At 29.0% G+C, this 21,864-nt stretch carries 21 protein-coding genes and 1 pseudogene; 1 reads left to right on the forward strand and 21 read right to left on the reverse strand.

Annotated features, from left to right (window positions below):
• Positions 1-94 precede the first annotated feature (94 nt).
• From pepF to KQI42_RS00745, 13 genes are all read right to left on the reverse strand, one after another.
• Positions 95-1,996, reverse strand: a complete 1,902-nt coding sequence (pepF, locus tag KQI42_RS00685) for an oligoendopeptidase F (protein ID WP_216515756.1) — start codon at positions 1,994-1,996, stop codon at positions 95-97.
• A 164-nt stretch (positions 1,997-2,160) separates the two neighbouring features.
• Positions 2,161-2,766 (reverse strand): TetR/AcrR family transcriptional regulator, encoded by a 606-nt coding sequence (locus KQI42_RS00690; RefSeq protein WP_216515758.1) that lies wholly within the window; start codon positions 2,764-2,766, stop codon positions 2,161-2,163.
• Positions 2,767-2,782: 16 nt separating this feature from the next.
• Positions 2,783-3,502: an ABC transporter permease gene (locus KQI42_RS00695; RefSeq protein WP_246565986.1), complete on the reverse strand. Its 720-nt coding sequence runs from the start codon at positions 3,500-3,502 to the stop codon at positions 2,783-2,785.
• A gap of 1 nt (position 3,503) precedes the next feature.
• Positions 3,504-4,229 (reverse strand): ABC transporter permease, encoded by a 726-nt coding sequence (locus KQI42_RS00700; protein WP_216515761.1) that lies wholly within the window; start codon positions 4,227-4,229, stop codon positions 3,504-3,506.
• Positions 4,222-5,076, reverse strand: coding sequence for an ABC transporter ATP-binding protein (locus KQI42_RS00705; protein WP_216515763.1), 855 nt, complete (start codon positions 5,074-5,076; stop codon positions 4,222-4,224). The genes KQI42_RS00700 and KQI42_RS00705 overlap by 8 nt, the downstream gene beginning before the upstream one ends.
• Before the next feature lie 145 nt (positions 5,077-5,221).
• Entirely contained in the window at positions 5,222-5,626 is a 405-nt protein-coding gene (locus KQI42_RS00710; RefSeq protein ID WP_216515765.1) for a hypothetical protein, read from the reverse strand.
• A gap of 79 nt (positions 5,627-5,705) precedes the next feature.
• Positions 5,706-6,620, reverse strand: a complete 915-nt coding sequence (locus KQI42_RS00715) for a hypothetical protein (protein WP_216515767.1) — start codon at positions 6,618-6,620, stop codon at positions 5,706-5,708.
• A 5-nt stretch (positions 6,621-6,625) separates the two neighbouring features.
• The gene (locus tag KQI42_RS00720) at positions 6,626-7,405 is read right to left on the reverse strand and encodes a hypothetical protein (protein ID WP_216515768.1); all 780 of its coding nucleotides are present in this window, start codon (positions 7,403-7,405) and stop codon (positions 6,626-6,628) included.
• A complete protein-coding gene (locus KQI42_RS00725; protein WP_216515770.1) occupies positions 7,402-7,890 on the reverse strand; it encodes a hypothetical protein in 489 nt (162 codons plus the stop codon). The genes KQI42_RS00720 and KQI42_RS00725 overlap by 4 nt, the downstream gene beginning before the upstream one ends.
• Positions 7,877-8,440 carry an RNA polymerase sigma factor gene (locus tag KQI42_RS00730; protein ID WP_216515772.1) on the reverse strand — a complete coding sequence of 188 codons (564 nt, stop codon included), beginning with the start codon at positions 8,438-8,440 and terminating at the stop codon, positions 7,877-7,879. The genes KQI42_RS00725 and KQI42_RS00730 overlap by 14 nt, the downstream gene beginning before the upstream one ends.
• A 134-nt stretch (positions 8,441-8,574) precedes the next feature.
• Positions 8,575-9,003, reverse strand: coding sequence for a ferritin-like domain-containing protein (locus tag KQI42_RS00735; protein ID WP_216515774.1), 429 nt, complete (start codon positions 9,001-9,003; stop codon positions 8,575-8,577).
• 18 nt (positions 9,004-9,021) lie between these two features.
• Positions 9,022-9,453, reverse strand: a complete 432-nt coding sequence (locus KQI42_RS00740; protein WP_216515775.1) for a hypothetical protein — start codon at positions 9,451-9,453, stop codon at positions 9,022-9,024.
• 166 nt (positions 9,454-9,619) lie between these two features.
• Positions 9,620-10,186 (reverse strand): hypothetical protein, encoded by a 567-nt coding sequence (locus KQI42_RS00745; RefSeq protein WP_216515777.1) that lies wholly within the window; start codon positions 10,184-10,186, stop codon positions 9,620-9,622.
• A 483-nt stretch (positions 10,187-10,669) separates the two neighbouring features.
• Here KQI42_RS00745 and KQI42_RS00750 point away from each other — a divergent pair, with 483 nt between their 5' ends.
• Positions 10,670-11,395, forward strand: a complete 726-nt coding sequence (locus KQI42_RS00750) for a hypothetical protein (RefSeq protein WP_216515779.1) — start codon at positions 10,670-10,672, stop codon at positions 11,393-11,395.
• A gap of 73 nt (positions 11,396-11,468) precedes the next feature.
• Here KQI42_RS00750 and KQI42_RS00755 read toward each other — a convergent pair whose 3' ends face one another.
• The 8 genes and pseudogenes from KQI42_RS00755 to KQI42_RS00795 all read right to left on the reverse strand — a co-directional run bounded on the left by KQI42_RS00755 (position 11,469) and on the right by KQI42_RS00795 (position 21,544).
• Positions 11,469-13,319, reverse strand: a complete 1,851-nt coding sequence (locus tag KQI42_RS00755; RefSeq protein WP_216515781.1) for an oligopeptide ABC transporter substrate-binding protein — start codon at positions 13,317-13,319, stop codon at positions 11,469-11,471.
• A gap of 18 nt (positions 13,320-13,337) precedes the next feature.
• A complete protein-coding gene (locus tag KQI42_RS00760; RefSeq protein WP_216515783.1) occupies positions 13,338-14,270 on the reverse strand; it encodes an ABC transporter permease in 933 nt (310 codons plus the stop codon).
• A gap of 12 nt (positions 14,271-14,282) precedes the next feature.
• Positions 14,283-15,248 (reverse strand): oligopeptide ABC transporter permease, encoded by a 966-nt coding sequence (opp4B, locus tag KQI42_RS00765; protein ID WP_216515785.1) that lies wholly within the window; start codon positions 15,246-15,248, stop codon positions 14,283-14,285.
• On the reverse strand, positions 15,226-16,191 hold the full coding sequence (locus tag KQI42_RS00770) for an ATP-binding cassette domain-containing protein (protein ID WP_216515787.1): 966 nt from the start codon (positions 16,189-16,191) through the stop codon (positions 15,226-15,228). The genes opp4B and KQI42_RS00770 overlap by 23 nt, the downstream gene beginning before the upstream one ends.
• 1 nt (position 16,192) lies before the next feature.
• Positions 16,193-17,194 carry an ABC transporter ATP-binding protein gene (locus KQI42_RS00775; protein WP_216515789.1) on the reverse strand — a complete coding sequence of 334 codons (1,002 nt, stop codon included), beginning with the start codon at positions 17,192-17,194 and terminating at the stop codon, positions 16,193-16,195.
• A gap of 1,324 nt (positions 17,195-18,518) precedes the next feature.
• Positions 18,519-19,349, reverse strand: a pseudogene (locus KQI42_RS20785) (polysaccharide deacetylase family protein).
• A 156-nt stretch (positions 19,350-19,505) separates the two neighbouring features.
• Positions 19,506-19,850: an FtsX-like permease family protein gene (locus KQI42_RS00790; protein ID WP_343231634.1), complete on the reverse strand. Its 345-nt coding sequence runs from the start codon at positions 19,848-19,850 to the stop codon at positions 19,506-19,508.
• 239 nt (positions 19,851-20,089) lie between these two features.
• Positions 20,090-21,544 (reverse strand): SPFH domain-containing protein, encoded by a 1,455-nt coding sequence (locus tag KQI42_RS00795; protein WP_216515797.1) that lies wholly within the window; start codon positions 21,542-21,544, stop codon positions 20,090-20,092.
• Positions 21,545-21,864: the final 320 nt, after the last annotated feature.

Consider the following 21,864-nt stretch of genomic DNA (forward strand, 5'->3'; position numbering starts at 1 on the left):
AATAAGAACTTATAAATAGTTATTGTATTATAACTAAAAGTTATAGAATATTACATAAATTTAGCGGAGAATTGATTCTCCGCTAAATTTATGCTCATTTCTTCTGAGCTCTTTTATTTAGTAATCTTTCCATTTCGTTAACTAACTCTCCAAAATGCTTTAGAATATTATCAACTGGTTTAGAGGAATTCATATTAACTCCTGCCTTTTTGAGTATTTCTACTGGATAATCTGAACCGCCAGCTGATAAAAATTCTAGATATCTATCCACTGCTCCGTTCTCCCCTTTTAGGATGTTATTTGTCAATTCATAAGAAGCCGACATAGAAGTAGCATATTTATATACATAAAAATTCATATAGAAATGTGATATTCTAGACCAACCATATTTAGAATTCTCATCAACGGTAAATGCTTTGCCATTATACTTTTTAATTAATGACAGCCACAAATTATTTAGTACATCTGTTGAAAGTGGTTCTCCCTTTTCTGCCATGTCATGAACAGTTTGCTCAAATTCAGCAAACATTACTTGAGTATAAATTGTTCCCATAATGTTATCTATTTGTTTGCTAATTAAATATAATTTTTCTTCATCATTTTTAGCATTTTTAATTAAATAGTCCATTACTAATAATTCATTTGTAATAGATGCAACTTCTGCTGTAAATATAGGGTAACCGGATAAATAATATGGCTGATTCTTATTTGAATACATTGAATTAAGAGCATGCCCCATTTCATGGGCAAGGGTTAATACAGAGTCTAGATTATCTTCATAGTTCATAAGGATATATGGATGAGTATCGTAAGTGCCCCATTGATATCCTCCTGTATATTTGTTATCATCTTCATATACATCAACCCATCTTGAGTTAATACCTTTCTTAAAATCATCAACGTATTTTTTTCCTAAAGGTTCTAATGCCTTAGCAATTATCTTTACTGCATCATCATAGCTTATTTCCATATTGTAGTCTTTCACTATTGAGAGAGAATCATCATAAGCATGCAGTTCATTTAAGTTTAATGCTTTCTTTTTTATTTCATAGTATTTATGCAAATATCCTAAATTATTATTTACTGATTTTATTAGATTATCATAAATAGATCTTGGTATAAATTCTTCTGCTAATGCTGCTTCGATTGATGAATTATAGTTTTTTACATTGGCTAGAAAAATATTTTTCTTAACCTCAGCATTATATGTTGCAGCTAAAGTATTGCTTACTTTCCCATAAGCGTTAGTCCTAGCTTCATAAGCTTTCTTTCTTAATTCCCTATCCTCACTTTCAAGTATTTCATAATAAGCTGAATTATTTAATTTAATTTCTTTACCATCTTTATCTTTTATCGTAGGATATTCAAAATCTGCCAATGTTATCTTATCAAATATCTCATTTGGTGATGATATTATGTCACTTGCAGCTGAAAGTATTGCCTCTTCTTTATCTGATAATATATGTTCTTTTTGTTTCAGTAATTGTTCTAAATATAGTTTATATTCCTTTAATTTAGGATTATTAATTAATGCCTTTAGTTGGCTCTCTGATAAGCTAAGTATCTCTGGCTTTTCAAAAGAAGCAGCAGATAAATATTTGCTATAGGCTGTACTTGCTATAGATACCATTTCTTGAGCATTACTATCTGCTTGATTTAAATCTAAAGATAAATTTGCATATACATGTCCTTTTAACAATAGTCTACTTGCCTCTTCATCTAATTTATAATAGTTTAACAAATTATCTGCTATATTTAATTTTCCCTTTAACTTTTCATATTTTGGTAAGATTTCATCCATAAGTTTATTCATATCTTTCTCAAAATCTTGCCTTGTTTTATAAATCTGTGAAAGATCCCATTTATATTTATCATCAGCCTTTGAACGTTTAGAAAGTTTTACATCAGCAAAAGCTACTGATTGACCAAGCAATAATATAAGTATCAATAGAAATGATATAAGTGATTTTTTTAAATAAAATCTTCTCATAAACATGGGGCTATCCCCACACCTCCTTTTTGAAACTTTAGAATATTTATATAATTATGCATGTATTCCATATTTAATGTTTTTTACCTTCTTAGTTATTCTAAAAATTTCAAAACAATATAACATTATAAAAACAACTCCCTTTTTAATACTAAAAGGAAGTTATTACTCTATTTCTTAGCTAAACCATTTTTAAAGAACTCTATTAAATAATTAGCTGACAATGCATACTCATCTATATCTATAGTTTTAGAAATATCCTGTAAGTTAAAAAATAAATAGTTTACTAAACTTTTAATAAACTCTTTTGGAAGATCTTCTCTAAATTCTCCTTTTTCAAAAGCTCTATCAATTAACCTGCCTAAATAATCATTTTGCTCAAAATTATATTTTTCTTTAATTTTATTGAATATTGGATTATCTAAATCTTTTAAATATGATTGAGAAAACTTGTTTATCTCAGGTCTATAATGAGCAAATTCTATACCTGTTTTTATCATTATTTTTAATAAAGTAAATATATCTTTATCAAAATCCTCAGGATTTATACTTTTATTAAAAAAATTTATCTTCTCTTCTGCTAATATATCTATTAAATATATATATAAATCTTCTTTGTTTTTAAAATGATAATAGAAGGTACCCTTACTAATACCTGTCTTTTTTAAAATATTATTTAAAGAAGCCTGTTCATATCCTTTTTCTCCAAATTCTATTAAAGCCTGATCTATAAGCTCCTGTCGTTTTTCAAAAGACTTCTCTTTTTTTTCCTCCACGTGACCACCTCTTTTGTTATATCCTCGTTTGTTTAATAAATAATTTATACACTAGTATATTTAAGATCAATACATATAATAATCCGATAAAATAATATTGATTATAAGATAGATAGAGAATATCTCCTCTTATTAAACTGCTTATTGCTTTGGCTGACCAAAATCCTGGAGCAAAAGCAAAGAATAATTCCTTTTTTCCCATAAAAAACAATGCTATTATTGGAAAAACGATTATTGTCCCAGCTCCCTTCATTACTGCAAATCCTTCTATTTTATTTTTAGCTAAAGCATTTATTAATAAACCTGATATAGGTGCTTCAAAAGATGCTAAGAAAGAAATAGCTATTATATTTTTTATAGAAATATTACCTATATTAGAAAACCACATTACATATATACAAGCAATAAAGCAGAGAATAGAAACCATAATCAATCTAAAAGCTAAAAACTGCTTAATACCAAAAGGTGAAATTTTAATTGCAGTTAAAACATTATCATCTCTATCTTCAAGAATTGAAAATCCAATTAATGCGCCATAGGAAATGGGTACAAGTAATGTTAGTATTACTATTATCAGATCTGCATATGCTTCTAAGCTAAAATTATTTCTACGGGAAATCCAAGGAAGAAAATACCTTCCTATTAAGCCAAATAGAATAGGATATACAACCATAAAGCCCATCATAGAATCTCTACTCCATTTTTTAATTTCAGATTTTATAAAATTCCCATACATATTAATCCCTACCTTCTTTCATTGCATATTCATCAAATTTTTTCCATACTATATAAAATAAAATTATTGTTCCAAATATTATATATAAAATAGATATCCATATCTTCCAAGTTTCATAACCGCCTGTGGCTCCTTTTAATAATGTAAGGGAAGCTTTTGTGGGAATTATATATAAAACTTTTTTAAATATATTATTGGTAATAATGTTGAATTCTTCTAATAATACTGGGGTCATGAATATAAAAACATACTTCATCATTCCCATTAATAAATCGGTAAAGTCTTTAGAAAAATAAGTTAATAAAAAACCAACCATAGAGTGAAAAAAAGATACTAAGATTACCGCACCTAATATAGCAAAAAAATTTAAGTTTACCTCTTTAAATAATTTAGAATAACCGTACATAATAACTAATGCGAAAATATTAAATATGATATTGGAAAAATTTTTAGCCAATATATATTCGGTTTTACTGATAGGAGATACCAGTAAGGTTCTAATAGTTCCTTCCTGTTTTTCATATATAAAAGTGACTCCTACTAAAAGCATTGCCATTGATGTAGCATCCATAAATATAAGTAGTGGAATAATATTGGTTACATCCTCTACATCTATAAAATGTAATATTCCAATCCAAATCAACGAAACAAAGATGCTCGCAGTCAATATATTATATTTTTTCATTCTTTGAATTTCTCCATTTATTAGAACAAAGAAGTTACTCATATTTTTTCACCCCTGTTACTTTAATAAATATATCGTCCAAAGTATTTTCCTTACTGTGAATAGTTATGATTTCTTTTTCTTTTATTAGTTTTAAGAACTCTAAATTATTTCCTAAACTATCTAATTCAAAGGATTGTTTATTTATTCCTTCTCCCTCTTTGTATTCTATCTCTACTTTTCTTTCTCCATACTTTAACTTTAAATCTTTTGGAGTGCTAATTTCAGCTATCTTCCCATCAGCCATAAAGGCTACCCTATCACATAATTCATCTACATCATTCATTAAATGGGTAGTCAGTAGTACTGTTCCCCCTTGTTCCTTATACTCCTTAATTATTTCTTTAACTATTCTAGCATTACTAGGATCTAATCCATTAGTAGGTTCGTCTAGAAAAAGCATCTTAGGATTGTTAATCATTGCCCTTACAAAATTAAGTCTTATTTTCATTCCCTTAGAAAATTCACTTACTTTCTTCTTCCTATCATCATATAACCCTAATCTTTTTAAAAGGCTATCCGTGTCTATATTTGAATTATATAATTTTTTAAAAAAATCTATATTTTCTTCTGCCGTCAGTTTAGAGAAATGTACTGGCATTTCAAAGCCTACTCCTATTTCTTCATAAAAATCCTTTTCGTAAAACTTTAAATCTCTTCCTTTGTACAGTACTTCTCCCTTATATCCAGTCAATAATTTAATTAAGATTTTTTGAGTAGTACTTTTACCAACACCACTAGGACCAAGTAAGCCAAATATTTCTCCATCCTTTATTTCAAAGGATATGTCCTTTATGGTATCCCTCTTATTCTTAGGATATTTAAAAATTAAATTATTTATTTGATACAATTTAATCACTCCTTTTTATAGACCATGTGGTCTAGACTGATGAGTCTATTATATTCTTGATTTTTTTATTTGTCAATAAAAATGCACCTCAAAATATTAGATTTTTGTCTAACATTTTGGGTGCACTTTAATTAAAGTTCTTTTTCTAGCCTATTTTTCTCTGTAATGCTTTTATTTCTATTTCATGTCTTCCGAACATTTCTTTTAATAATTTATTTTCTTCTATTACTTTCTCAATTTTATTATTAATTTCTTCTTTAAATTCTATTAGTTTTGCTGTTTGCTCATGGGTAGCTATAAGGATTTTTTCCATAGAATCTACTTTAATTACAAGTTTTTTCTGCTCTTCTTCAAAGTTCTTTTGTCCACGTTCAAGCTCAACCTGTCCCTGCTCAAGTCTTATTTGCCTTTGTTCAAGCTTCATTTGTCCCTCTTCTAAACTTTTCTGCCTTTCTTCTAAGCTTTTCTGTCTTCCCTCTAGACGTTTCTGTCCTTCTTCTAAACCTCCTAATTTTTCAAGTACTATTCTTTGGAATTCTTCATTGGTCATTATTCTACCCTCCAATCCGTTATAATTACAGCTATTATATCATAAAAACATATACATAACTATAAATATAGATCAATCTTTATTTTAATTCATCTATGAATACTTCATCACAGTTTAAAATGCTTATATTCTTATTTCCATTTTTATAAATTAGTTCTCCTTTAACTTTTGGTTGCTCCTCAGTTCCCTCTTCTATACTACTCCACTTAACATTTCCTTTTAGCATTTCTTGATATTGTACAAAAGCGTTTATTTTTGCATCTATATTTTCATCTAATCTAATTTTTACTCTATTAATACTATCTATAATCCAATCATTTTTAATATCATCTAGTACTAATTGTAAGTCATTTCCTCCAGTTATTTCAACCTTCTTATTTCTTGGTATTATAAGAGTCGTATCGTAAGGACGAATATAATTTTCTCTATTATAGCTAGGTCTTTCCATGAATGAAACATATAAAGTGTTCCCTGACTTTTTAGCAATAATATGTTCCTTATCTAAAAGTTCCTTAGCCTTTTCTTCACTATCAGCCGCTATATCTACATGTCCAGAATAAAGTAATTTATTGTTTTCTTCAGTACGAATAGTTAAATTATAGTAATTAGGTTGATTTATAACTATTTTTTCGATAGTATCATCAACTTGAGTTTCATTGTAAGGAATAGAAAATGTATAGTTTTCAGATAAAACCATTTTATTTACTTTATTCATTAGTCCTGTTTCTATTAATCCATAAATGCCTAAATTCATAAAGACTATTACCAAAATAATAAATATACTAAATATATCATATCTTATATTTATATCCTCTTCCTTGTATCTATAGCTATACCAAAGAATCTCTCCTCCTAATAGAAATAATATCATTGGCCAAAATTTAATTGCTAAATTAACTGCCGATATACGCTTAATTTGTGCAATAAATATGATAACTCCAAAGACAATTAAAACAATTGCCATGGAAGTAGTTCCTACTCGTCTTTTTTTCATTTTCACTAATCCTCCTTATCTAAGTCCTCTTGCTCTTCTATAAGAGAATCTTCTTTTCTATTTTTGATTAACAGTCTAATACCACCAGCAATAAATATCAGTGATACTACTGAAGTTTGAATATAGTTACGCATTTCATTAGATATAAGAGGATAAAGTAAACGTTCTACTGCAATTAGAACTCCTATTGAAATAAGACCCCAACCTATCCATTCAGGTTTAATCTTTGGTAAGATAATATTAAATTCATCTATATTAGGACTATTTCCATCAATAATATGCATTGCATCAAAAAAACTATAAAACCAAATTAAAGGAAGTATAAATAAGAATAGACTTAAACTCAGCCATCCCATAAAAAATACAGTAAAGAAAAATGAGCCCATCAATATTAATCCCTTTTCCTGATAACCTAAATACATATGGCCTGCACCTGGTATTACAGATAAAGCCAATGTAATAGTCTTTTTATTTGATTTTCTTATCTCTTCTAAATTTCTATCTTTCATTTCTCCTCCTGAGTTTTCATACTTTTCTAAAATAAATTCTTTTCTTAAAGAAAAAGCATCAATTAATGCTATAAGCCATATTATAGGGAGAGCAAAAACCAAAATCACTAAAAAACCGTCACTATAAGTAAAAGCTGCCAATCCTCCTAGACTAAACGTTATCCCTAAAAATACCATGAGAAATATTATGGCTCTATCTTTAAAACCTAGATATAAGTGGGCTAATCCAGGAACAAAAGATAATAGAAAAGTTATAAATTTACTTTTTTCTTTCATTCTAATTCCTCCCTACCATTGAATATTTGAAAATTATTGACAAAATTTGATGTTCTATTAACTATCTCTTCTGATAAATTAAAAATAATGTTTGATTTATTTATGGTATCTTTTATAACAGTTGACTTAGCTACTTGAGGTACAGCATCTACTAATCCACTATAAAATCCACCAAAGGTTAAGAGTATAGTCACCGCAGCTACTGCCACATAGTAACCAAATATGTTCTTAAATGATGTATTCTGTTTTTTTACTGTAATTTTAGGCTTATATTTTATTTCTTGTATATTATCCATTACACAACTAGTGAAATCTGAAGATATTGTTTCTTCTGCTTTATATATTTCTTCTTCATTTATGAGAGAAAGAAAAATATCCATACATTCATTACATTCATAAATGTGTTCTTCCATTTCTTGAATCATTTTATTTGAAAGAGTCTTTTCTTTATAAAAAATCCATTCTACATAATCATAATGTTTCATTTTCTTTCCTCCATTTCTCTCTTAACATATTCCGTCCACGATAGAGCCGAGAAGCTATAGTCTTTGTATTAGTGCCTTCTTCCTTAGCAATTTCTTCATAAGTTTTCTCTTGAAAATAAAATTTTATAATTACATCTTTATAAATAGGAGGTATGCTATCGCATAGTTCATAAATTTTTTCCCTCTTTTCTTTTTCTATTAATATATCTTCTGGAGTCTTGTAATTGCTAATCTCTCTACTATCTATTATGCTTTCAGTATTCTCCATAGTTTCTTCTCTATATTTTCTAGAATCTTTTCGTTTTCTATCTATAGACTTATTGGCTGCAATCCTGCTAATCCAACCTTTAAAATTATCAACTTTAAAATCTGGAAGAGAAATATAAATTTGCAGAAAAACTTCTTGTGCTATATTCTCTGCTTCATTATGATCTTTTATAAAGTTTAATATAATAGCAAATATATATGCTTTGTACTTGTTAACTATTTCTGTAAAAGCATCGTTATCTCCTGATAGAGTTCGTTCTATCAGTTTCTTATCTAAGTCCATACCTCCCCTCCTTTCCCCTCTTTAATTATAACGATATAGATAATAAAACTACTGCAAAAAAATAAACATTTTTTAAATAAAAAATGAGACACGGAAAATTTTCCCCTTTTGTCTCATTTTTATTACACTTTATTTTATCTATTGTATCTTCTTAATATTCCTTCTAATATACGAGCATGACGTCCCTCATCTTTAGCTGATTCATTAAAATAATCTCTTATGTCTTTTAATCCTAATTTCTCTGCCTCAGCTGCTGCTTCTTTTTTGTTCTTATTTGCAAATATTTCACCTTCCAGCATCTGTCTAATATTTGCAAAAAGATCATCTTGAATCATTCCATTCATTTCAGCAAAATGAGCTGCATGCTCTGCTTCCTCCCAAGCTAAAGTTTTCAGAACCTCTGCAATCTCTCCATATCCTTCTCTTTGAGCTTGACGGGCCATAGCTAAGTATATACCTACCTCACTGGTTTCACCATTAAAATTTTGTTTTATAGTTCTTTCTAATGGAGTTCCTTTTCCTTCTCCAATTTTATGTTCTACTACTAATTCAATTTTATCCATAAAAATCCTCCTTTTTATTTATAATGATTTAAAGGTATCGTACACCTTTTGAGCAATATCTTTGTTTTTAGCTTGTAAATCAGAAAAATATATAAAATTACTTCCTTTATAGTCTAAATGCTCTCCAATTAATGCTACTTCTAAAGCACTTCTAACAATATTTATAATACATTCTTCATCATGGTACAATTGACAGTTTTTACACTGTTTAAGAGCAAAAGCAATAGCTGAAATTATAAGTTCTTCATCAAAAATTTTTGTATCTTCATAAGGAATATTATCTATACCTTCATCTATGAACTCATCTTGATTTTTTAGACAAGTTATAAGACATTGTTCACAATATCCTATAAAACACTCTTCCTTATAACAAGTCCCACAATTTTTTTCAGTCAAGCAACATTTGCCAACCTCTTTTATAAGACCGTTAAAATCTATCACTTTACTCATATATATCCATCCCCTCCATATAATAAAAAATAACAATTCCCCTAACTCTAGGCTAAATAATATTCTAACATATTTTTGGTTATATTGTCATATTTAACTATAATAAGCTGACAAAAAACTACTCTAAAAAATAGAAAAGAGATAAAAGAATTATTCTTTTAATCTCTTAAACTATTGAACTATAATATAATTTTTCTTCCTTCCAATAATCCATTAACTTTCCTTCGTACATTAGTTCTAGATTTCTACACTGTCTAAAGTCCTTAGGTGATACGAGTCCAGCAGATTTTCTAAATAAATATACTCCACTGTTATATAACAAAGTTGCTACAAACTGTGAACAAAAATAATTGTATTCCTTTTCCATTGGAACATCTAGCATTACCCCTATCAATCCAATAAGGTTATATCCATATTTTTCTTTTTCAGACTTAAATTTATGTATTTCTTTCCTTAATTTATTATACTGCAAGTTGCTTATTTCTAAAGAATATAAAGCACAAGTAGTATTAGGAAACCTAGAATAAGTGCCTCTTATAATGTCTTCCTTTACAAATCCTCCTATTAACGGATTATTTGGTTTTATTCTACCAAAGCTATATAATTCATTTAAAGTATGATCTAAGGCAATAGATACATGGCTATAAGGTTCCCTAGTATAAGTTTTAATACATTTTGAAAGAATAGATCCACTATGTGTAAGTAAAATATAGATTACACGTTTATTTGACATAATTAATCCACCTCTGTTGCCATAATATTTTATAAATAAATCTCAACTATTATAACGAAGGAAAAATATAAAGTACTGCAAAATATTTAAGTATAAATATTCTCCTTTATTATTCTAATATAAAAATATCAAAGCTACCTTACACATTGCTTTCACTATTCCTTACAATTTTGTAAGCATATGTTCAAAGGTGGATTTAAGCAGAGTCAAGATACATAAAAATATTTTTTATATAAAACCTTTTTCTTCTTCAGTTATTTGTGTTTTTTCTATAATCTTACTTATAGAATTGAACGATAATATAATTAATTGTAAGTCAGGGTTAAGGAAAACATCATATTAAACATGGTAATATATAAGTCTTAGAAAATGAGAAATTGTGTCTTTCTCCATATCTATTGGTATTTAATTTAATATAATGAAATATTATGATATTGTATATTTAAATATTTACAAAAATGCTAAAGTTAGGAGGGAAAATTGATGAGTTATGAATTTTGGATAGAAGCAGAAAAATTTCTATACGATTCTTTCTTCATTAATTTAATTATCCTAGGTTTTGTTTTTATTTTTATAATCAACAGACTGTCATTTATAGGATACAATAATAGTAAAACCTCTAATATTATCTTTTTTGTAGTAATTATTTTATTTATTGTCTTTAGCACAAATACTATAGTAAAATTTAATAAATATAAAATATTGTATGAATATGATAGATACGTTAATTATGGTATAAGAAACAATAAAAGAACTATTGCAGTATATAAATATCCTAATGGTGCTGAAAAAGATTTATATAGTAGATTATATTTGGTAGACAGTTTCAGAAAAGTTTCCCTATATGATGAAGAAAAAACAAGCGAAGATGTGGAGTTTCTTGGTAGAGATGGTGATAATTTTTATTTTCAAGAAAAGAATTTTATATCTTATAGAGAATTAGGAGATTATTTAGAAATAGTAGATAATATTTCTACACCTATAAGAGAAGGAATAAGATTTTATTTAAAAGATTCTCGATTTAAAGATATTGGTTTTAAAGAAAAATCTTCACATCCCTATTTATTAAACTATAAAATACCAAAAAATATGGAAAATAAAAAGTTTGAAAACCCTGAGAATATAAAAATTTCAAGACAAGGAGAATTTACATCGGGTTGGATAAATCCTACATTTGGTAATAAACTTTCGTTATCTAAAGATAAATAATATTATTTACTTTTAAAAACAAAGTCTAATGGTTTTCACCGTTAGACTTTGTTTTTAGTTTATTTAATTTTTACTATTTTGCCTTTTCAGGAGTATCTGCTAATAGACCAACTTTCTCCCATCCCCAATCGCTAACTACACTTAGATCATAGTAATTAACTCTATTATTAATTGCCGCTAAATTAATTCTAAAATGATTTGGTGCCACTGGAACTTGTTCAAACATATATTTTTGCCAATCATGGTAAGCTTTGATTAAATAGTCATTATCGATTCCAGTTTCCCCGAAAGCTTTCTCAGAAGCAATGGCAGCCAACAATTTATCATTCTCTTCTGTTGCAAATCTTGCATAGTTAAATGCAGCTTCTCTTCCCCATAATCCTGATGGATCTGGATTGGATCCAGCACCAAAAGCTGCCATGAATACATCAATATCTTTATTATCTTCTTTAACCATATCATAAAAGGCATTCATTTCTATTAGTCTACCGTTTTGTAATTCTACATCTAACCCAACATCTCTCCAGCATTGAATATAGAATTGAGCCAATGGTTCAGCAATATCTCCACCTGCCATTGAAAGTAAATTAATTTTCAATTTATTTCCCTTTGGATCCTCTCTCATTCCATCTCCATCTACATCAACATAACCAGCTTCATCAAGAATTTGTTTTGCTTTTTCTGGGTCATATTTGTATCCTCCCTGTTGAGAATTCCAGAAAGTAGCATGGGCTGGAGTAATTAAAGCATTAGCAGGCATTCTTAGACCATTATAAAATACTTCAGCCACTTGTTCCCTATCCATAGCATAAGCCATTGCCTGTCTTAATTTCACATCAGCCATTTTCTTGTCTGGGTCCACTACAACTGTTCCTTTTTCAGAATCCCATTTTCCTAATTTAAATCCCACATAACTAAAGTATCTATCTATATTAGATATTAATTCAATATTACTTAAATCTTTATACTCTAAATAGCTATTAACATTGAGATTATCAACAATATCAAAGGTTCCAGATTTCAATGCTTCTACAATAGTATCTGGACTTGTTCTTTTATAAACTATTTTATCAACTTTAGGTTTTTCTCCAAACCAATGTGGATTTGGAACATATTCTATTGATTCACCTGGTACTACATTAGACATCACAAATGGGCCACAAGATAATGGTTTCAATCTAACCTTTTCATGACCTTCCATATCTTTTATTGGAATATCTTTTAAATAATGTGCTGGTTCAGCATTATAAGTAAGTCCTGCTCCCCATAATATTCCTGGGAAAAATTCCTTATAAGTTACTTCTAATGTCTTATCATCAATCTTCTTAAGCCCTGAAATAGTATCTGCTTTACCTTCATGGTACTCTTCAATACCTACAATATTTCTATAATTACTATTAAATCTTACTCCTGTATAATCTTTATGTGCAATAGTTTCATGTACGAAGATTAAATCATCAGCAGTTACAGGTACTCCATCGGACCAAGTTAGGTCTTTATGAAGTTTATAAGTTGCCGTCTTAGCTTCCCTATTAAATTCAACGTTACAATATCCGCCATCAACAATTTCATGGTTAGGGCCAGATTTCATAAAACTTCCCCACATCGGACTCATCAAATCTGCATCTATTGCATTTTCATATAAAAATGAGTTAAAGATACCTTCAAAAGGTGTATCTGACACTAATGCAACATTAAGCGTTCCACCAATTGTTTCTCCTTCTTTCTGAACAATTACTGGATGAGGTAATTTTATTTCTGCTGATGCATTGGTTTCCTCTTGCTCTTCATCTTGAGTCGCATCTTCCTCTACATCTTGAGTCTCTTCTTGCTCTGGTGCATCCACTTTCTTATCGCCACAAGACGTTAATAACAGCGATAATACCAGTAGTAATGGAATAATAATTTTCCAACTTTTCTTCATTTTTTAACTCCCCCTTTTTTAACCTAATCTTTGTTTTGCATCGGACGCCCTTCTAAATGCTTGCCCGACATAATTTATACACAGCATCATTACTAATATTAATAATGATGCAGGTAGCCACAGCCATAATTTATTCGACATAGCACCTGGAGTTCTAGCATAAGAAACTAAAGTTCCCAGTGAAGGTGTTGCAGGCGGCAATCCAAATCCTAAAAAAGATAAACCAGTTTCAATACCAATATTACCAGCAAAACTTAAAATTAAATCAACTATTATAATGGAACTAATATTTGGTAAAATGCTGCCGTACATAATTTTAAGGTCACTAGTTCCCATTATTTTTGAAGCATTTATATAATCCTTTCTATTCTCGGATAATGCTTTACTTCTAACCAACCTAGTCATACCTACCCAATAAAACACAGTCATAATAAATATAAAATGCCACATAGTATATTTAGGAATAACGACTACGAAGGTAATGATAAGTAAAGTAGTAGGTAATATTGAGATAAAATCACATATCCTCATTATTATACTATCTACCTTTCCTCCATAGTATCCTACGATCAATCCAACAACTACCCCTATTCCAGATGTTAATATGGTAACCGCAATACCTATTAAAATAGAATTCCTTCCACCTATTAACAATTGTCCTGCAATTGACCTTCCACCAATATCTGCTCCTAAAATAAATTCTTTTCCTGGTGCCTTATATTTATTTCTTAAATTTATTTTCATAATTTCTTCTTGATTTAGAATAAAAGAACCAATTAAAACAATGGCAAAAATAATAATCAAAATAACAAGACAAGTCTTTGCAAGTTTATCAACTTTGAATTCTCTCTTTAGCACCTTCCAAAAGGACGGAACCTTACTAACAGATTTTAATGCTTCCTCATCTATTTTAGGGGCAATAGCTTTTATACCAGTTCCATTTTTACTCATATTTGCTCCCTCCTATTCTATCCTTATTCTTGGGTCAACAATTGTCATGATTATATCTGATAACAAACTCCCCGTTAATGTTAAAAATCCAAATAATAAAACTAAAGTATTCATTACTGCATAATCTCTACTATTAATTGATGTAATAAATAATTCACCCATACCTGAATAACTAAAAATTGTTTCAATAAAAACAGAACCGCTTAAAAGCCCAGTAATAGTAAATCCAAAAAATGCAGCTATTGGAAGTAAAGAATTTCTAAATATATGATGAGTATAAACCTTATTTGTAGGCACTCCCTTACTTCTAGCAGTTTTAACATAATCTTGAGTTTTAGCATCAATTACTTCATTTCTAAGATACTGTATAGTTCCTGTAGTTCTTAAAATGGCAGCTGTAATTGCTGGTAAAATCATATAATGGAGTCGACTACGAAAATAAGCAAAGGTTCCTTTTGGAATTCCTATTTCAACAGAGCCTGTAGTAGGAAACCATCCTAACCTATATCCAAATATTAGTAAAAAGATTAGAGCTAGAATAAATGAAGGTATAGCATAACTGACAAAATTATATACTATTACTGCCTTGTCAAGATGAGAATTCTGATATCGACCAGAATAAATCCCCAAGGGTATTGCTATTAAATATGTTAATATTAAAGTCAATAAGGATAACCATAATGTATTCTTAGCTCTTTCACCAATCAGTGTAGCAACCGGCATCTTATAAGTATAAGATCTTCCAAAATCTCCATCTCTCAAAATTTTTACAATCCAGTTCTTATATTGAACGGGTATAGGTTCATTTAATCCATTTTTTTCTTTTATTTCCTCAATAACTAAAGGATCCATGTCTGGAGTTATTAGACCTGTAAAAGGATCTCCCGGCATCATCTGACCAAAAACAAATACAATTACGCTTAATATAGCAAGTTGAGGTATCATCAATAATACTCTACGCAATATTGTTTTCCACATTTTTCAAATCCTCCTTACTCTTTATTGCAACATAGTGAGTTCCAGAAATTTGAACTAAATCAAATACCTTTCCATTTTTATCATAGAATATACTTTCTTTTTCACGATATTCCTGCTCAACCTTAATTCTATTCTTATAAATTTCTTCTCTATTTTCAGCATTAATTTCTGGAATGGCTGCAATCAATCTCTTAGTATAAATGTGCTGAGGATTATTATATATATCATCTCTCGTTCCCGTTTCTACAAATCTTCCTCTATGCATAATATAAATATAGTCACACATATGTTTTACTACACCTAAATCGTGAGATATAAAAAGATAACTTAAATTAAAATCCTTTTGTATCTTTTTTAAGAAATTTAGAATCTGTGCCTGAACCGATAAATCAAGGGCAGAAACAGGTTCATCTGCAACAATAAGTTTTGGATTTAAAGCTACAGCTCTTGCTACACCTATTCTCTGTCTTTGTCCTCCTGAAAACTCATGGGGATATCTATATAGTGCATCAGGAGGCATTCCTACTATATTTAGTAGTGTTAAAATTTTCTCTAGTTCTTCTTCGTCCGTTAATTTTTCGTGATTCCTGATTGGCTCAGCTATAATGTCTCGAATTCTTTTTTTAGGGTCTAAGCTAGATAATACATCTTGAAATATCATTTGAACCTCTTTATTATATCCTACCTTTTTCCTAGCCCTTCTACTACCTAGTGGTTTATCGTGATATAAAATTTCTCCACCTGTTGGCTCTTCTAACCCTACAATAGCCTTTCCAATAGTAGTTTTTCCAGAGCCTGATTCTCCAATAAGCCCATAGGTTTTACCTTCTTCAATGAAAAAAGTAACCCCATCAACTGCATAGACATACTCTTGTATAGTATTAAAAAATCCTCCACGAATAGGAAAGTGAACTTTTAAATCGTTTATTTCTAGAAAACTCATTTTAACAACCTCCTTCATTTTCGAAGTGGAAGTTCTCCCAACAAGTACATCTTACAAAATGATCTTTTGAAACTTCATGAAGTACAGGATTTTCTTCATGTTCTGATTCTGATATCCATGGAACCCTTGCTGCAAAACGACAGCCTTTTCTTGGTAAATTTTTCAAAGAAGGAACCATTCCTTGAATAACATGCAATTCTTCTTCTACTAAATCAGACTGAGGTATTGATTGTAACAATGATCTTGTATAGGGATGAAGAGGATTGCTAAAAAGTTCTTTTGCTTGAGCAACTTCGACGAATTCTCCAGCATACATTACTGCAACTCTATTTGCCATCTGTGCGACTACGCCTAAATCATGGGTAATAAGAATAATTCCTGCATTAATTTCATTTTGAAGTTCTGTTAAAAGGTCTAATATTTGTGCTTGTATTGTAACATCTAATGCTGTAGTAGGTTCGTCTGCTATAATAATATTTGGTTTACAAGAAAGTGCAATGGCAATTACAACTCTTTGCCGCATCCCCCCCGATAATTGATGAGGAAATTGATTGGCAGTTCTTTTAGGATTAACAATTCCAACTTGATCTAAAAGCTGCAACATCCTTTCATGTCTTTGTTCTTTATCTAAATCAGTATGATAAATTAACGACTCTTCTATTTGTTTCCCAATCTTATGTAATGGATTCAATGCTGCCAATGGATCTTGAAAAATGAAACCGATTTCCTTGCCTCTAATTTCATTAAACTGTTCCTCAGAATAATTAGCTATATTCTTACCATTATAGATTATTTCTCCGCTAACTCTAGTGAAATTCTTATCATGTAATCCCACTATAGAATTGGCAATTGTACTTTTACCACATCCAGATTCTCCGACTATTGCTAACAATTCATTTTTATGTAAGGAGAAAGAAACTCCATCTACTGCATCGAAATACTCATCTTGAAATCTAAAGGCAGTGTGCAAGTCTTTGATTTCTAATATTTTTTCATTTCCCATTTCCCATTTCCTTTCTTAATATATTTGTTTATTAGTACATCGTATAAATTTCAACAATAGTGTTTAACTTTGGGATATCCTCAATAAATAATATACAAAAAATTAATACAATATTCGCTTTTATCCTATAAATATTAACTAGTAAGACCTTTAAAATATAAACTTTCTTCTTTAATTTAAGATTATATAAGCTCAATTACTTATTGAGATTTAGATATAAAAATCAATTGGCAAAGATTTATTCGTTGTAATTTTGTGAATATTCTAAATTTAAAACATCCAATAGACTGTAGATAAAATAGATTAATCTATTCCATAAAGTTCAGATATTATTGTGAATATAGTATTAATATATTGTTATTGGAGTGAATTTATATCAATTAAAAGAAAAGTTAAAATACATATTAGGTCTAGTTCATCAGGATAAATGTCGAATTAAGCAATTATATCCAATTCCAAAGAACATAATAATGCAATGTTTTATTATCTTATAGTAAGCAGAAATATTATTTATGTTTTGATAAAGCCTATGTAGACTGTGGAGAATTTTATGATTTCATTAGTAATAAATATAAAAAGAAATACTATAGCTATTACATAGTTTACGTATTTAGAATAGTATTAAATAGATAAGGTTATGGAAATGTTATTTGGTACCCTTGTATATTTAGGTTCTCTATTTACCTAAAGATTAAAAACTTTATGAAATCATCAGGATTAGAGATACAAAGATAAATAGTTAATATTTATAAAAAGTGTATTAAATTTTAATGGTAAAAATCCTTGGCTTTATAAAACATATTGAAATAAGAAAAACTATTTTTCAAATGAAAAAACAGTATTTCAAAATAAAACCACCTATCGGTGTAATTACCAATTCAGACAAGGACTATTCGAAAACACACCATTCACTAAAATTTCATTATTAATCTGTTAGTAGAAAATATATATGAATCACTATTAAAGTTAATGGAGGTTTTGCCAATATTTAAACACTAGTGAAATTTTTAAATAACTTTGATTTTTACATTTTCTATTATAAAAAAATATACCCCCCTTTCATTCTCTAATATTATTTATTATTGCTAATAAACAATTTACAAATATCATCTAAGTTAATCTATTTTTAACTTAGATGATATATTTTCTGGATATTGTAAATGTACTAACAGTTATTAAAGCTTTTTTATCAATAGTAATTCCTATAGTTAATTTTGAATTTATTATACCATTTATTTCATATAATAGAAACAAGCTTTAGACAATATATTTTTTATAACAATATACATATTTAGACATTTTTCACCAATTCTTTCTTGCTTTGTTAATATAAGAGTAAATCTTCTAATCTCTTATGACTAGGCACATTTATTCTTTTTAATCCATATAGTCCATTAGATATATCTGCGTATTCACTTTTTGTTGTAAGGATAACTTTGAAATTTAAAGTTTTAAGAACTTCCTCATTAGTTGAAACATACTTTCCATAGGGATAAGAAAAAACATAAGATTCACACCCTATATTATCATTAATATGTTTCATAACTTCTTTTGTATCCTTTAAAAATCTATTATAATGATCTTTTTTATTTTCTTGGCTAATAGGCAGTATACCTTTTCCATGTTTAGAGTTTTCTCTATAATGGTGTAAATCATAAGAATGGGGTTGTATTTCTACAAGTCCACTTTCATACATTTCTTTAGATTGCTCCTAAGAAAGATAAGAATATCTAGAATCATTGTTAAAATTAGTTATTCCTATTCTAGAACCTATCACAAATATAGTAGCCTTCATGTTGTTCCTCTTTAATATAGGATAGGCATTTTTATAGTTATCTTCATATCCATCATCAAATGTAATAACTATAGGTTTTTCAGGAAGTTTTCCTCTGCCTTCTTTATAATCTATTAATTCTTTGAAGAATATAGTAGTATACCCTTCTTTTTTTAAATATTCCATATCTTCTTCAAACCTTTTAGTAGTTATCATTATCTTGTTAGTTTCCACGCCTTCTTCTACAACATGATGATACATAAGTATGGGTATGACTTCATTGACATCTACCAAAGCCTCTATTGCTATTTCTTTTCCTATAACCATAAATATTGATGTAAATAATATTATAAATAAAACGCCATATACTAATTTTTTCATAATTACAATCTCTTCTTTCAATTTATATTTATAATTTTAAATTCTTCATATAAAAGAATAGCATATATATACATTACAAAACAATTTAACTTTCCTTACAATTTTGTCAAGTTAAAAGGAACTTGTTTAATGTTCTAAACAAGTTCCTTTTAATATTCATTCAACAGTTCTTATAGCTTCGGTTATCTCTATTTTATCAACTTTTCTTCTAGGACCTATTGTGGCTATATATCCAATAGTTAGATTTATCAATATCACTATTAAAAAGGATTTCCAATCTATGAAAAATCTTTTTAATGTCAATGGATATCTGGATATATATGCGTAATAAATAAAAATACCCAATTCAACCATAAAGGCTACTACACAAGAAAATATGGCAGATATAGTACCATACATAAGTCCTTCAAACTTTATCATCTTTCTAAACTGTTTTTTTGTAAGCCCTATGGCTTTCATGATGCCATGTTCTCTTAGCCTAGATATTAAATTATAGTTTATGTTGTATTAAACTTAACATACTATTCTCTTATATAAAAACTTCTAATGAAATTCAAAAGACCAGATTTATTATTTTGGTCTTTTCATAGATATCCATAAGCCTTCCCATTATCTTATAGACATTAACCCTATATTATTCTTAACTAATCTTCTATATACTACCAACCTACTTCTCCTAATTTCATTAACTGAAACAGAATATCTTAATAATCCTACACCATTATCTACATAAATGGAAATTAATTACCTGCAAGTTCTTCTTCCATATCTTCCATATCTTCTATATTCTCTTCTTTTATATTGCAATCATTATGTGATATATGATTTTCTTTGGTAGTTAATGAAGTTATGATTTCTGTTAAGTCTAATCCTGTTGTATCTTTTAAAACTTGAAATCCATTTGTAGTAACATCAGTTACTAGTTTTGTTAGTTTTGATCCTCCTTCTTTACCCCCATTATCTATTATAGTTATCTTATCTATCTGCTCCATTGGTTTTGATATAGCTGCCATTATTTCTGGTAATTTGCTTACCACTAATTCAACCACTGCTGCATCTTCATATTTAGCCATTGCTTGTGCTAATCTGTCCTTAGATTCTGCTTCAGCTATTCCCTTTGCTTTGATTGCCTCAGCCTCAGCTATACCTCTAGCTTTGATGGCTTCTGCTTCTGCCATTGCTGCAATTTTAAGTGCATCTGCTTCTGCAACGGCCTTAATTCTTATGGACTCTGCATGGGCTTCAGCCTGCTTTATAGATCTTACCTTCTCTGCTTCGGCATTTACTTCAGTTTCATATTTCTTTGCATCCGCAGGTTTTTTAACTTCTGCCACAAGTCTTTCTTCTACTACTAAGGCATTCTTTCTTGCTAAGGCTGCTTGCTGCTCTGCTACCAATGATTCATTCTCAATTTCTTTTAATTTATATGCTACATCGGCATCTGCTTTAGCTCTATCCTGTTCTGCTCTATAGCTTTCTACCTTAATGGATTTATCCCTTTGACTTTCAGCTATTTCTGTTTCAGCCAATAGTTTTGCTTTTTCTCCTTCTCTTACCGCATTTGCAGTACGGATTTCTGTATCTCTTTTCCTCTCAGCTGTAGCAATATCTGCATCTGCCTTTGCTGATGCTATCTGAGGTATTGCTCTATTTTCTAGATATCCTCCTTGAGTAGATATTCTAAGTATAGAATATGATATTAAAGATAATCCCATAGAATGTAATTCTTCTCTTATATCGTCTTCTATTCTTTGTTCAAAAGCAGCCCTATCTTCATTTATTTGTTCTACAGTAAGAGTTGATATTATTCCTCTCAGTTTACCTTCAAGGATTTGTTCTACCATACTACTAATAACAGCTACTGTATTTTTCGCTCCATCACTACAAAATTGTTCCACAGCCTTAAGTATGCTATTAGTTTCATTGTTAACTTTTACTATAGCTGTACCTACAATATTTACAAATATTCCTTGTTTAGAAGGTGCTTCATTTACATCAGTAGTCATGCTAATATTTTCTAGAGAAATTGTACAAGAAGTCTCTAGAACCGGAACCATAAGTCCACCTTTACCAGATAATACTCTCTTTTTTAATCCTGTGATGACCATTGCCTTATCTGCTGGTGCTTTTCTCCAAAATAATAAAAAGAGTATTAATACTCCCAATATTCCACCTGCAATAAATATATACGGCATAGCAAAACCCCCTTTTAGAATATATAATTTTCATATCTATTATATACTGGTATGATTTGAAAATAAATAATATTTTAACAATTGTAATCTACTTGTAATAAAAAAAGAAGTCTATTGGTACAGACTTCAAAGTTCAAACTCTATTCGTTGAGAGTTAAATGGAAATATGATATGCTTATATAAATAAAATTTATACACTCTCCATTGAATGCGCTGCAAAGCTCTTTTAACAGCAATGTTAAGTTTGGTTGACACATTGCAAAAACGGCAAATGGTAGCAGCACTTAACATAAAATAATATAATTATAGGCGAGGTGAGA

Source organism: Tissierella simiarum (assembly GCF_018917865.1).
Classification (GTDB): domain Bacteria; phylum Bacillota; class Clostridia; order Tissierellales; family Tissierellaceae; genus Tissierella_C; species Tissierella_C simiarum.

Excerpts from the sequence above, each read along its gene's own strand:
- KQI42_RS00740 (WP_216515775.1), bottom strand. The coding sequence starts at position 9,453 with ATGAGTAAAGTGATAGATTTTAACGGTCTTATAAAAGAGGTTGGCAAA.
- KQI42_RS00710 (WP_216515765.1), bottom strand. The coding sequence starts at position 5,626 with ATGACCAATGAAGAATTCCAAAGAATAGTACTTGAAAAATTAGGAGGT.
- KQI42_RS00720 (WP_216515768.1), bottom strand. The coding sequence starts at position 7,405 with ATGAAAGAAAAAAGTAAATTTATAACTTTTCTATTATCTTTTGTTCCT.
- KQI42_RS00770 (WP_216515787.1), bottom strand. The coding sequence starts at position 16,191 with ATGAGTTTTCTAGAAATAAACGATTTAAAAGTTCACTTTCCTATTCGT.
- KQI42_RS00750 (WP_216515779.1), top strand. The coding sequence starts at position 10,670 with ATGAGTTATGAATTTTGGATAGAAGCAGAAAAATTTCTATACGATTCT.
- KQI42_RS00725 (WP_216515770.1), bottom strand. The coding sequence starts at position 7,890 with ATGAAACATTATGATTATGTAGAATGGATTTTTTATAAAGAAAAGACT.
- KQI42_RS00715 (WP_216515767.1), bottom strand. The coding sequence starts at position 6,620 with ATGAAAAAAAGACGAGTAGGAACTACTTCCATGGCAATTGTTTTAATT.
- KQI42_RS00760 (WP_216515783.1), bottom strand. The coding sequence starts at position 14,270 with ATGAGTAAAAATGGAACTGGTATAAAAGCTATTGCCCCTAAAATAGAT.
- opp4B (WP_216515785.1), bottom strand. The coding sequence starts at position 15,248 with ATGTGGAAAACAATATTGCGTAGAGTATTATTGATGATACCTCAACTT.
- KQI42_RS00695 (WP_246565986.1), bottom strand. The coding sequence starts at position 3,502 with ATGTATGGGAATTTTATAAAATCTGAAATTAAAAAATGGAGTAGAGAT.
- pepF (WP_216515756.1), bottom strand. The coding sequence starts at position 1,996 with ATGTTTATGAGAAGATTTTATTTAAAAAAATCACTTATATCATTTCTA.
- KQI42_RS00730 (WP_216515772.1), bottom strand. The coding sequence starts at position 8,440 with ATGGACTTAGATAAGAAACTGATAGAACGAACTCTATCAGGAGATAAC.
- KQI42_RS00795 (WP_216515797.1), bottom strand. The coding sequence starts at position 21,544 with ATGCCGTATATATTTATTGCAGGTGGAATATTGGGAGTATTAATACTC.
- KQI42_RS00700 (WP_216515761.1), bottom strand. The coding sequence starts at position 4,229 with ATGAGTAACTTCTTTGTTCTAATAAATGGAGAAATTCAAAGAATGAAA.
- KQI42_RS00745 (WP_216515777.1), bottom strand. The coding sequence starts at position 10,186 with ATGTCAAATAAACGTGTAATCTATATTTTACTTACACATAGTGGATCT.
- KQI42_RS00755 (WP_216515781.1), bottom strand. The coding sequence starts at position 13,319 with ATGAAGAAAAGTTGGAAAATTATTATTCCATTACTACTGGTATTATCG.
- KQI42_RS00775 (WP_216515789.1), bottom strand. The coding sequence starts at position 17,194 with ATGGGAAATGAAAAAATATTAGAAATCAAAGACTTGCACACTGCCTTT.
- KQI42_RS00735 (WP_216515774.1), bottom strand. The coding sequence starts at position 9,003 with ATGGATAAAATTGAATTAGTAGTAGAACATAAAATTGGAGAAGGAAAA.